The following is a 12,568-nucleotide window of genomic DNA, read 5'->3' on the forward strand; positions in this document are numbered from 1 at the left end:
CCATGGACATTAAAGCCCCCGATTTGGGTGTCGATAGTGCCGAAGTCAGCGAAATTATGGTCGAAGTTGGCGATGTCATCGAAAAAGACGACAATATCATTTTATTAGAGTCTGACAAGGCATCAGTGGAAGTACCAAGCTCTGCTGCTGGTAAAGTCACCAAAATCAGCGTTGCTGTTGGTGACCAAGTCAGTGAAGGCATGGTGCTCATTGAGCTTGAGAGCGCTGCGGCCGATACACAAGCAAAAGCACCAGTCAGTGAAAAGAGCACTGATGACACCCGCAATCAAGCGGATGAAAAGGATGCTGGCGCACAGTCTGAGACCACAACTGAGTCTCAAGCTGGCGATGCTAGCTCGTCAGAGTCCAAACAGCCTGCGACGAGCGCGGGTACAGCCAGTACACATGCATTGCCAGATTTAGGTGTTGAAGAAGCGCAAGTGGCCGAGATTATGGTCAGTGTCGGTGATACCGTCAGTGCTGAGCAATCGATTTTGTTGATTGAGTCGGACAAAGCTTCGGTGGAAGTACCAGCCCCCATCGCTGGTAAGGTCGAAAAAATACTGGTCGAAGCAGGCGACATGGTCGCCAACGGTCAAGATTTTATTGTCATTATTGGTGAGGATGAGACCAATAGCACATCTGAGACACAGGGGTCTGAAACAGAGTCATCTGCAACAGAAGCCGCGTCAGCTAAAGCAGATAGCGAGGCTGGCAGCAGTGAGCAGCAAGCCAGTGCTAAAACACAGTCGACCGCTAAGCCAAAACAAAGCGCTCAAGCGACAGGCGCTAGTGCTGCCAGCAAAAGCGGTGGCAAGCTGACAGAAAGTCAAGTGAATGAAAAGCTTGTCGATGTGTATGCAGGTCCTGCCGTACGTAAGCTGGCACGTCAAATGGGTGTGGATATTACTCAAGTGAGTGGCTCAGCGCTCAATGATCGTATCTTAAAAGAAGATGTGTTTGCTCATGTCAAAGAAAGCTTAAGCAAACAAAAAGCGGCGCCGACAAACAGCGCTGGCGCTCAGGCAAGCCTGCCAAACTTACCCGATATGAGTAATACCGAGATTTGGGGAGAGACTGAGACTCAGGATTTAAGCCGCTTACAAAAGGTCTCTATACCGCAGCTTAACTACAATACCTTGCTGCCACAAGTCACACAGTTTGATTTGTCCGATATTACTGAGACTGAAAAACTGCGTGGTGAGCTCAAAGGCGGTATGAAAGCTGAAGGTATTGGCTTTACTATCCTAGCCTTTGTGGTAAAAGCGACGGCTCATGCCTTGACGCAGCATCCACGCTTTAACAGTCATTTGAGCGATGACAATACTCAGATTATCGTACGCAAAAGCGTCAACATGGGTATCGCTGTGGCGACGGATGATGGGCTTATCGTACCCGTTATCAAAAACGTTCAAGATAAAGGTCTTAAGCAGATCGCTATCGAGATAGGTGAGCTGGCAGCAAAGGCGCGTGATAAGAAGCTTGGCGCTAAAGACTTGCAAGGCGCGAGCTTTACGATTTCGAGCCAAGGGAACTTAGGCGGTACGGCATTTACGCCGCTGGTCAACTGGCCACAAGTGGGTATCTTAGGGGTTTCTGAAGCCAGTATGCAGCCGCGCTGGAACGAAACCAAGCAGACGTTTGAGCCGCGTTTGATGCTGCCGCTGTCGTTGTCTTATGATCACCGAGTGATTAATGGTGCTGATGCAGCAGTGTTTACCCGTTATATTACGACTTTGTTAGCGGATCCGCGCCGTATCTTGCTGTAGCTCTGACTGGCAGCACTTTTGAGTGCTGTTTGGCTAATAGCGGCTGATAGATTGCATCAATGGTTATGTATTATAAAAAGACTGTCTGCACGGATGGTCTTTTTTTATGGGCTTGTGACATGACATTAAGTGCGCCAATATTATAGTGGATTGATTATAAAAAACTAGAATAAACAGATTGTAGCAAATCATACAGACAAAAAAGCCAGAACATCGGCTGGCTTCTTATCTGGCATACTTTACTTGCTATGATAGATTTATTAGAACTGTTTTACAAACGCAACGCCATATACCCATGGGCTGATATCGACTTCACCAATTTTATCACCGTTTAGGCTAGCGTCAGTTTTGATGTCCATGTAGCGCGCATCGATACGGAAAGATTCAGTAGGTGCATATGGGATGTCAAGACCGATATGACCAGCAACGCCAACGCTATCATCAAGATCTAGGTCATAATCGCCAGCTAATGGGATATAAACTTTTTCTTTAAAGAAAGTTGTATAGTTCACACCAACACCAACGAAAGGCTTCACATTCATAGGCAGGTTATAGCCGTCGAAGTGATACTGTACAGATAGAGTAGGGGGTAGATGCTGAGTTTTAGCATCAACAGTAGTTTCACCAGCTTTTAGGGTGATGTCATGATGGAATGGAATGGCTGCTAGTAACTCAACACCAACATTATCAGCGATGAAGTATTCGCCACTGATGGTTGGGCGCACATCGCCGTCAACGTCAACTGCAAAATCGCCTAAGACAGTAGATACAGTACCGTTGTCGCTTTTAGGGTCAACATAGTGTGCACCAGCGGCCACTGTCCAAGTACCAGCAGGAACGGCAAAAGCAGAAGTCATAGTAAGTGCAGTAGCAGCGGCTAAAACTAGGGATTGTAGTTTCATCGTTTGATTCCTTAACGTAATAGAGGATTATCAGTCAGCTAATGAGGGATGACAGTAGTGACCAATACATAATATTATGATTATTGATTAATCTGTAACATTATAATGCCATTATAATACAAAACCACAATTTCTGTAAGGTAATAAATGGTTATTCTCAGTATTAAACCAAGATTTTTGCGTAAAGTTATCGATATTGAGGTATTGTGAACTTTTAGAAGTGGATGATAGGTAAAGGATAAAGGTTTTATTTTATAAACGGAGGCGCGCCATACTATGCTTGGTTATTGTAGTAACTCTCCTCTGCGTTGTACTAACGCACGGACGATGCAGCTATTAAATGAAGTGGATGGCTGTTGTCCTGAGTGCCATCTGTTTTTGTTGCCTGCCCAAAATATCAGCCACCAGTTAAAGGTCGATGAACGGTTTTTACGATCGGCTATCTTGGCAATTGCCTTTACGCTGTTGATAACTGTCTATATTTACTATAAAAATTTTGTATAATCTGAGGGCACACGCTAGCTGTGGATAACACGCAGCCGCCGATCGACGCCTTTTAGGTCAGCTTTGGCATTATGGCGGTCACGGTGATGTTTTTTGCGGCAATGGCGATTTATTTTATTTATCCACGCGCGGGTTTTACCGCATAAGGTCAGCATGCTATTCCAATCTATACGGCGCTTACGTTTTTTTGTTTATGATATTTTGCAAAACGATGAGCATGACACTCGGTTTAGCCGTTATGTGGACTACTTCCTGATTTTTTTGATCATGACCAATGTCGCCGCTGTGATTGCCGAGTCTGTAGACAGCTGGTATTACCCTTATCAAGACTATTTTATTTGGTTTGAAAATTTCTCTATCGTTATTTTTTCTATCGAGTATTTGCTGCGTCTGTGGAGTGTGGCCGAAGCCAAACCAGATAATACCACTTGGCGTCAGCGCTGGGAGTGGCTCAAAAGCCCGTCGGCGATGATCGACTTGATTGCAATCGCCCCTGCCTTTTTAAACTTCTTTGTCTCTATTGACTTGCGTTTCTTGCGTATTCTGCGTCTGTTTCGGATTTTGAAACTCACCCGCTACTTTGCCTCTATGCGTATCTTGCTGGTGGTCATCAGTAAAGAAAAAGGCTCATTTCAAGCGGTTATCTTTATCTTGATTATCATGATTGTCACCGCCTCTAGCGGGATTTATTTGGTCGAAAATCACGCGCAGCCAGATGAGTTTGAGTCGATACCGAAGGCGATGTGGTGGGCGGTGGTGACGCTGACGACCGTCGGCTATGGTGATGTCATACCGATCACCAATGCAGGTAAGATATTGGGTGCCATCATTACCATATTGGGTGTGGGTCTGGCGGCATTGCCAGCTGGTATTTTGGCGACTGGTTTGGCCAATGAGCTGGCCCAGCGCCGCGAGGAGTTAGAGCAGCATTTTCGTGAGCAGCTGATTGACAGTGATTTTGATTTGGTGCAAAACCAGATGATGATTGACAAGATTCGCCGTGAGCTGGGGCTGGACAAGGAGCAGGCGCAAAATATCGTTTTACAAGTGCTGCGTGAGCAAGAGCTTGAGCGCCGCGAAAGAGAGGTGGAAAGGCGGCAAAAGAATTACTGCCCGCACTGCGGCGAGCCGTTATAGAGCAGTGCACTACTCAACACGCCCTAGTCTTTTTTATCCGTTTTGTGTTTTAGTAGTTTTACAGCTTTATTTCTACATCTCCATTCCTGCGATTTCATTTTTATGGTCTCATTTTCTGGTTTTAATGGCTGCAGTCAAACGCTGTGGCTGATTTCTCTTTATAGGCTTTTTATAGGCCTTGAGGGATAGGAAGGGCGCGCGCCAGTTCATAGGCGACTTGCTGCGCGGCTGTGGCCAAATCCTCTGCTGCCAGTGGTAAGTTTTGCAAAGTTAGATGCCAGTCATCTACTTCTCGGCGCAAATGAGCGACCCAAAGTGTTTGGCAGTCGCGTGGCAGCTGTTTGAGATTGACTTCAAAACAGCGATTGCCTTCATCATCACTCAGGTGTATCTCGCCTTTTTTGACTCGAGAAAAAGGATGGCCGTGATAAGAGTTGGCCATCATGGCGATATGGGTGATATGCGCAGGAATTTTGTCTAAATACAGTCTGATCTGCTCTTGATCAAGCGGTGCCAAATACATGGCCTGCTCACCGCGATCTTTGCCATTTAAGCTATCGCCTTGATGGCGTACCGACTCCGCTTTGTCTCGCAGCTGCTTAAACCAAACGATATCGCTGATGGTGCAATTGTCATCGTATAACGCGCACGCGATGTCGATATCTATCGCGCCTTGGTTTTTTTTAAAACGTTTTAGCAGTCCCTTTGGCTCAATTCTGGTAAATTCGTAGTTTAGCGCAAAAAACAAAGTCCCCGCATCTAAGCCTAGTCCTCTTAAGCTGTCGGAAAGTAGTGGCGATGGGGTCGTGGTCGACATAGTGTTCCTTTTACAATGGTTCGAGTTGCAATGGTTCGAGGATGTTATCGTGGTTTGAGTCTGTAACGCTTAAGACAAAATAACACCAGTTAATCAGGCTTATTATCAGTGGCGTTATTGGCGCTGTTATCCAAGACGGCTCGATATAGCAGCTCGGGATGAGCATTGAGCAGGCCACTACCAAAGCCGCGTAACCACCAAACCAGCTGTGAGGTTAGGTTGACCGTGGCTTTGATGGTTAGGGTGTCGTCATCATTGACGGTGACGACTTGATCGTCACTAAGCTTACTTTCTGTCAGACTCTTGCCAGCTTGTTTGGTGAATTGTAGCTCAATGGCCGTGTTTTTGCCACGCTCAGGTAGCTCGCCAAACAACGGATGACTAAAGCCCATACTGCCTGCCTCCAAATAGGTATCAAGCTGAAAATCCTCTGGCGTTTGTGCCGGACTCTCTAAAATCTCAACGCTATCAAACCGGTGCAGAGCAAAGGTGCGAATGATGGCTTCTGGGTCATCGGTACGGGTCGCTAATAAATAGATAATCACGCCGCGCTGAATGATGGCAATGGGGTTTAGCGTATATTCGCTGGCCTCATTTTTGTTGCTACGGGTGTAGCAGGCTTTGACCTGCAATTGATAAAAAAGCGCGTGATACAGATTGTCTTTGCTCTCGAGGTCAATGTGCGGGGCGATTAAGGGCTGAGTAGCAGGCTCAATGCGTACTCGGTCGATCCAAGAGTGCGTGACTTTACTGTTTTTTAGCTGTCGTCTTGCTAAATCAAACCAAGGAAACAGCTCGTCTAAAATCACGGGCGGTAATAGCTGGGTGAGATTGGCCTCTACCATATTAAAAGCCACCGCTTGTGATAGATTCATATGCGGTAGGCTGTGTAGCGGGGCATCGTCACGCCAGCGCCAGCCTTGCGGGTTGGCGTTGTTTTTTTCGATGGGAAAGCGTTTGGACAAGGCGTTTAGGTCGCGCTGTACGGTGCGCAGACTGATGTCAAACCCTGCAAGTTTGAGCTGCTCGTAAATGTGCGTCGTTCCCACCCAGCGATTGCGCTGTAGCTGTGAGAGTACTTGCCACTGCCGCGCCGTGGTTGCCGCGCCATGACGATTATTATGATGAGTCTCTGCAGCAGGGGCATCGGTGCTCGTGCGCTGCTCGTCTATTCGCTCATCTGTGAGGGTATGATGTACAGTCATTCAGAGATAACCTTTATGAAGTCACAAATCAATGTCGCAATCGATATGGATATTTTAATGCTAATATTTTAACGCTGGTATTTTAATGAATCCGTCGCCGGTTATCATGGCAGAAAAGCAGCTTGACGTCTATCTTGACATCTATGTTGTGTCTATCATTGATGAGCAGCGTATGATAAACGACGGTAGCAGGTCGTCAGCCCATGCTCTAATGCCTGTCACCATCAGGGCTGGGAGATATCAGGCGACTCATCAGCTGTCGTGATATCCGCGGTTGAGTCGTCATTACCTTTTTCATCTTTCTCTTCTTGATGTTGACGTCTTTTTTTCTTGTCTTTTTTCTTTTTTGCCTTGCGCTTTTTTTGGCCGGTTTGCTTGGCGTCTTTATCCTCAATATCGTCATCGACGTTTTGGTTTTCGTCCCACAGCAGTAAGCGATTTAATACTTTGCCAAACAACGTGTCTTTACGATAGCGGCCTTTTTTATTCATGGTGTCGACAGGCAGTCCTGTCATCAGTGTCAACGCTTCACTTAGGCTCTGCACCCCATAGATATGAAACTTACCAGCTTTGACTGCAGCGATGATGTCGTCGCGCAGCATCAGCTGCTGGATGTTGGCAACAGGGATGACCACGCCTTGCTGACCTGTCAGTTCTTGCTCGTGGCAAGCATCAAAAAATCCAGCGATTTTAGCGTTGATGCCACCGACAGCTTGTACCTCACCTAATTGGTTCATGGAGCCAGTAATGGCTAAGGACTGATCGATTGGCACATCTGCTAAGGCTGAGAGCAGCGCGCAGCCTTCGCTGACCGTGGCGCTGTCGCCATCGATCTGCGCGTAGCTTTGCTCAAAAGCAAGTGAGGCACTAAAGTTAAGGGCGTGGTGTTGACTAAACAGCGCCCGCAAATAGCTGGTCATAATCAACATGCCCTTAGCATGTAGACTACCGCCCAAATCCACATCGCGCTCGATATCGAGAATCTCACCTGCGCCGATGTTGGGTTGAATGACGGCGGTGAGGCGTGCTGGCATGCCAAACTCGCTATCGGCATAGCTGACCACGGTCAGGGCGTTGACTTGCCCGACCGCATGACCTTGGGTTTGAATGAGCTGCTGGCCGTTTTTTAGCTCATCCCAGTATAAGTCGCGCAGATACCCTGAGCGCTCGTCCATATCCTCAATGGCTTGCATGACGTGATGGGCATCAACGATATGCTGGCCATCTAAGCGCGCATGGCGATCAGACTCGTGCAGCAGTTTGATCAACAAGTCGCTGTGTAAGCTTAAGCGGTCTTGGTCTTCGGCTTGTAAGCTCAAATGCTCAAGCAGCGCCGCCTGTGCATTGCGATCGAATGGACAAAGGCTAGCATGATCGATGATATCAGCCATTTTTGCCACCAATGCCAACTCGTGCTCAGGGCTGCGCGTCACATCGTCGTGGAAGTCGGCACGCACCTTAAAGACGGCATCAAACTCAGGCTCAAGCTCCAAAAGCTCGTAATATAGGTCAGCTTCGCCCAGCAAAATCACCTTGACCTCAAGGTCAATGGGTGACGGCGCAAGTGATAAGCTACCCGTCAAAGTCAGCATTTGCTCAAGGCTAGAGAGTTTGATTTTGCGTGATTGCAGAGCGCGTTTGAGGCCTTGCCAAGCATAAGGATGCTCAAGTAAATGACTGGCCTCCAACAACAGATAACCGCCATTGGCACGGTGTAGGGCGCCCGCTCGAATCATACTGACGTCAGTGGTGACTGTGCCCAACTGGGTGATTTGCTCGACATGGCCCAATAGATTTAGATGCGTCGGCAAATCCTCAAAGACCACAGGTGCACCACTGTCTGGCGCGTGACTGACGATGACATTGACCGCATAACGACTGGGAGTGGTGGCCAGCGCTGCTGTGACAAACTCTTCATCATCGCCATTGACGATGCGCTCGGCATGCGTGACCATATCTGCAGATACGGCTTTTAGGTAATCGACGACTTGTGGCTGAGCTGCAAACTGCTGATAAACTGGGGCAAATAACGGCTGTAGGGCACGGCGTGCAATGTCACGATGCAGTGCCTCGATGGCGTCATTGGCTTCGTCTTCTAATTGCTCTAGTGCGATGGTGAGCTGACTTAGGCGCTTTTGCATGTGGTTTTTTTGTACGAAGTTGTCGAGCTCGGCTTCGTATTCGTCATCGCCAGAGAGCACCTTGTCTTGCTTGCCACGACGATGCGCCGTCTCATTGGGCTTGGCTGCGGCGTACGGATTATCTGACCTAGGGCTGGCGGGAGTGTGCTCAGCGGCGGTATCGGCGGCGAGCTGACTTGGATGGACAAACACCGCTTTGTTATCAAACGAGCGAAACGTCAAAGCCAAGTCGTATTGCTTGCCTTCGGCATTGAGCACATCATAAGCCTGGCTTTCTTTTTGATGGGTGGCGTTTTTGATGGCTTCTATTTTGCTTTGGTATTGATCACTGCGAAAACGCTGACTGAGGCGTTTTTTGGCTTGCTGCCACAATTGACTCACCTGCTGCTGCAATATCTCTGCTTGTCCAGCAGGTAGGGATAATGCTTGCGGCGTACGAGGATCAGCGAAATTATGCACATAGACCCAGTCATCAGGCGTTGGCGCATCGGCAGCGATGCGAGTCAGTAAACGGCTGATGACCGTACGTTTGCCCAAACCGTTTTCGCCCGCGGCAAACACATGATAGCCACTGGCCTTGATGTCTAGGGCGGTTTGCAATGCTTTTAGCGCTCGCTGCTGGCCAAAGCCCACGTCCAAATCAGGGGCAGTTCGGGTGTCGCTTGGCAGTGCCGTAGGATCGCTGTAGCGCTTCAATTGCGCGGCGCTTAGGTGGCAGTGCTGCTTCACTTCTAAAAAACGTGGATGCAGCTGTGTTACCTTTTTTGCGTGTTTTGTCTGTTCTTTGGTGGTGTCTATTGCTGGGTCGGTCAGCTGAATCGAGGGTGTTACCATATCATTAGTGTCTTGTTTGGTCGCGTTTTTGATGATTGGGAAGTGTTGCTATGAGGCGGTTTGATTATCGGTGTCTAGGATGCGGCCTTTAAAAATGAGCGATTGGTTTTTTAGTATATTTCATCATAAAGCTGCGGTCTTTGCTGCGTATGATAGCAGTAAATACTCAGCGGTTTGCTATGATTAAAGAACAATAACGCCTCAAAGACTGCGCAGATAGTATAAGATGTCTCACATTGGGGCAATCTGCAACTATTCAATACGCGGAGTGCGTGATAAAATAAACGGTTCACATGTCAAAACTGGATAATGCGCCTTATGTCAGCTTCTGCCAAAAAAACCTCACCATCTACCAGCGTGAATCATGCCGCTATCGATCCGGCCGGCTTTGTTAAACTTGGCACACAGCTGCCAGCACTGGCCGATACGTTGGCACAAGCGATCAATGAGCTGGGTTTGTCTTTGAGTGAGATGCAGCAGCGCATGCTATTATTGTACTTAGATCAGCTTTTATTGTGGAATAAGGCGTATAATCTCACCGCCATCACTGATCCCAAAGAAGCACTGATCAAGCATGTGATTGATTGTTTGGCTATTATACCGCATTTGCCGTCAGGGTCACTGTTAGATATCGGTACAGGGGCAGGGCTGCCAGCCGTTATTATCGCGATTTGCCAGCCTGAGCGCACTTGCACAGCCTTGGACAGTAATCAGAAAAAAATTCGCTTTATCAAACAAATCAGTAGTGAGCTTGGCCTACATAATATGCAGCCTATTGCTTCTCGTATCGAGGCGCACGAGGCCAGTTATGAGGTGGTGACCTCGCGTGCTTTTGCCAGCCTGATTGATTTTGTCCACGTGGCACAGCCAAGACTGGCCGCAGAGGGACGATTGTGCGCGATGAAGGGCAAAGTGCCAAGCGATGAAGAGCTGCAAGCGCTCGAGCATGACTGGCGTATCAACACCATAAAGTTAACAGTGCCGCGTTTACATGATAGTCGTCATTTGATTGAATTGTCTGCTAAAAATGTCTAAGCTATGAGCCCGTGCGGTCGTGAAACATCGTTTACCTTGATATCCAAATAGCATATATTGATGAGTCTCAAGGTTGCAGGGTGTTGTGATTGCAAGCGTCAGTAAAAAAGAGAATAACCGTAATAGATCCTATTAAAATTGAGTGAGTGTATGGAAATCATAGCAATTGCCAATCAAAAAGGCGGCGTGGGTAAAACCACGACGGCGGTAAATTTGACCGCCAGCTTGGCTGCTAAGCGCAAGCGTGTCCTGCTGATTGACCTAGACCCACAAGGCAATGCGACCAGTGGTACAGGTGTCGATAAAAACGAGCTGTCCTTGACCATCGCTGATGTGCTGCTCGATGGCGTCTCGCTGGCTGATGCGATTGTCTCCAGTCCTGCTGGGTTTGACGTGATTGGTGCCAACCGAGATTTGGCAGGTATGGACATCACTTTGATGAACAAAACAGACAGTCATGAGCTGTTTAAAAACGCCATGGCGGCGCTGGTAGAGCAGCAAGCCGCTACCAATACACCGGCTTATGATTATGTGATTATCGATTGCGCGCCGAGTTTGAATTTGTTGACAATCAATGCTTTGGTGGCAACTGACGGTGTGATTATTCCAATGCAATGCGAATACTATGCGCTAGAAGGGCTGGCCGACTTGTCGCAGACTATTGAGCGTTTAACTGAGCTCAATCCAAATCTCTATATACGCGGCGTCGTAAGAACCCTATATGATGCACGTAACACACTCGCACGCGATGTCTCAGCCGAGCTTGAGGCGCATTTTGGCGATATCATGTACAAAACCCATATCCCCAGAAACATTCGTCTGGCAGAAGCACCTGCCCATGGTTTGCCGGTGATTGCGTATGAGAGGTGGTCAAAAGGGTCGCGCGCTTACCAAAAACTGGCCGCTGAAGTGATTAAGCAAAGCGCTTAAAAACGCGGCGTGGCCAGCGTTAGAGTAGATAAGCAGTAACTATCATATTTATAAGTAATGAGTAAGCCGCATTTGTAAAAAATGGGCTTTTATTTTAGTGTTAGAGGATAGGTAATCATGGCGAAAAAGAGAGGGTTGGCGGCCAATCGAGGCTTAGATGCCTTATTAGGGTCAATCAAAAAAGAAAAGCAAATTACCGCCTCTGCCTTGCAAGACGATATGGCTGCGCGTAGCAATGCTGCGCCCGTCGACACGTCAGATACCTCGCCATCAAACACGAACGCAAAAGCGCCTAGTGTCGCGACTCGCTCTAAGCGTACCAATGCTGCTAAAACCCAAACGCGCGCGCCTGATAGCAGTGGCCGAAAATCAAGGGCTACAAACAAGGCAGCGGCCAAATCGCGTACCACATGTACAGACAATAGTGCGCTTGAAGATCAAATCAGCTTGGTACAGATCGATGTCAAACGCCTGCAAGCGGGTAAATACCAGCCACGCCGTGATATGAGTGAAACGGCGTTGGCAGAGTTGGCGTCGTCTATCGAGCAGCATGGCGTTATGCAGCCTATCGTGATTCGTCCACTACTGGCCAGTGAGGATAAGAGTGAGGATTTTGTCACGCACGAAATCATCGCAGGTGAGCGGCGCTGGCGTGCGGCCAAGATGGCAGGTAAGCCAGTCATTCCAGCGATTGAACGCGCTTTGTCTGATGAGCTGGCGATTGCGCTAGCATTGATTGAAAATATCCAGCGTGAAGACTTATCCGTGATTGAACAAGCCGCTGCACTGCAGCGCTTTCATACCGAGTTTGGTATGAGCCATGCGATGATCGCTGAGGTAGTCGGTAAGGCGCGTACCACTGTGTCAAACTTGCTGCGTCTCAACCAGCTGCATGATACGGTCAAAGATCATTTGGCCAACAATGCGCTTGATATGGGGCACGCGCGTACTCTGTTGGCGCTCTCTTCTGAGCAGCAGCCGATCATCGCCCAAAAGATCATCGATGGCGGCATGACGGTACGCGAAGCTGAGAAACTGGTAAAATCTATCCTCCAGCCTGCGCCAAAAGTCAGCCGTGCTGAGCAAGTGCAATCACGTGACGTCGAGCGTCTAACCCAGCGCCTGACAGATATGCTCGGCGCTGAAGTAAAGCTTAAGCACAAAAAAGACGGGCAGGGCAGTGTCGAGATATTTTTTCATAGTCAAGACCAGCTGGCCGCTTTGATCAAACAGATAGAAGCGCAGGCTTAACAAGCGCCATCTTTATAACAACTATTTAAAAAAACATAAAAGA

Annotated in this window: 9 protein-coding genes; 5 read left to right on the forward strand and 4 right to left on the reverse strand. The window is 48.2% G+C overall.

Annotation, left to right across the window (positions count from 1 at the left end; all coding sequences use genetic code 11):
* Positions 1 to 2: 2 nt before the first annotated feature.
* Positions 3 to 1,769, forward strand: a complete 1,767-nt coding sequence (locus JFC05_RS07005; RefSeq protein WP_198336344.1) for a 2-oxo acid dehydrogenase subunit E2 — start codon at positions 3 to 5, stop codon at positions 1,767 to 1,769.
* Between the two features lie 260 nt (positions 1,770 to 2,029).
* Here the strand turns inward: JFC05_RS07005 and JFC05_RS07010 are convergent, their stop codons facing one another.
* On the reverse strand, positions 2,030 to 2,671 hold the full coding sequence (locus tag JFC05_RS07010; protein ID WP_198336345.1) for an OmpW/AlkL family protein: 642 nt from the start codon (positions 2,669 to 2,671) through the stop codon (positions 2,030 to 2,032).
* Positions 2,672 to 3,328: 657 nt separating this feature from the next.
* On the opposite strand from JFC05_RS07010, the gene JFC05_RS07015 reads away from it, so the two are divergent.
* Complete coding sequence (locus JFC05_RS07015) at positions 3,329 to 4,312, forward strand: ion transporter (protein WP_198336346.1); 984 nt, start codon at positions 3,329 to 3,331, stop codon at positions 4,310 to 4,312.
* Positions 4,313 to 4,481: 169 nt separating this feature from the next.
* On the opposite strand, the gene JFC05_RS07020 is transcribed toward JFC05_RS07015, so the two are convergent.
* The 3 genes from JFC05_RS07020 to JFC05_RS07030 form a co-directional block, all read right to left on the reverse strand.
* Positions 4,482 to 5,129: a TerD family protein gene (locus JFC05_RS07020; RefSeq protein WP_075102129.1), complete on the reverse strand. Its 648-nt coding sequence runs from the start codon at positions 5,127 to 5,129 to the stop codon at positions 4,482 to 4,484.
* An 89-nt stretch (positions 5,130 to 5,218) separates the two neighbouring features.
* On the reverse strand, positions 5,219 to 6,334 hold the full coding sequence (locus tag JFC05_RS07025; protein ID WP_198336347.1) for a helix-turn-helix transcriptional regulator: 1,116 nt from the start codon (positions 6,332 to 6,334) through the stop codon (positions 5,219 to 5,221).
* 224 nt (positions 6,335 to 6,558) lie between these two features.
* Positions 6,559 to 9,309, reverse strand: coding sequence for an ATP-binding protein (locus JFC05_RS07030; RefSeq protein WP_198336348.1), 2,751 nt, complete (start codon positions 9,307 to 9,309; stop codon positions 6,559 to 6,561).
* 318 nt (positions 9,310 to 9,627) lie between these two features.
* Between JFC05_RS07030 and rsmG the strand changes: the two genes are divergently transcribed.
* The 3 genes from rsmG (at position 9,628) to JFC05_RS07045 (ending at position 12,525) form a co-directional block, all read left to right on the forward strand.
* On the forward strand, positions 9,628 to 10,344 hold the full coding sequence (gene rsmG / locus JFC05_RS07035; RefSeq protein ID WP_198336349.1) for a 16S rRNA (guanine(527)-N(7))-methyltransferase RsmG: 717 nt from the start codon (positions 9,628 to 9,630) through the stop codon (positions 10,342 to 10,344).
* Positions 10,345 to 10,494: 150 nt separating this feature from the next.
* On the forward strand, positions 10,495 to 11,274 hold the full coding sequence (locus JFC05_RS07040) for a ParA family protein (protein ID WP_198336350.1): 780 nt from the start codon (positions 10,495 to 10,497) through the stop codon (positions 11,272 to 11,274).
* Positions 11,275 to 11,391: 117 nt separating this feature from the next.
* Positions 11,392 to 12,525 (forward strand): ParB/RepB/Spo0J family partition protein, encoded by a 1,134-nt coding sequence (locus tag JFC05_RS07045; RefSeq protein WP_198336351.1) that lies wholly within the window; start codon positions 11,392 to 11,394, stop codon positions 12,523 to 12,525.
* The last annotated feature ends 43 nt before the right edge of the window (positions 12,526 to 12,568 follow it).

This window comes from Psychrobacter celer (assembly GCF_016107555.1).
GTDB classification, from domain to species: domain Bacteria; phylum Pseudomonadota; class Gammaproteobacteria; order Pseudomonadales; family Moraxellaceae; genus Psychrobacter; species Psychrobacter celer.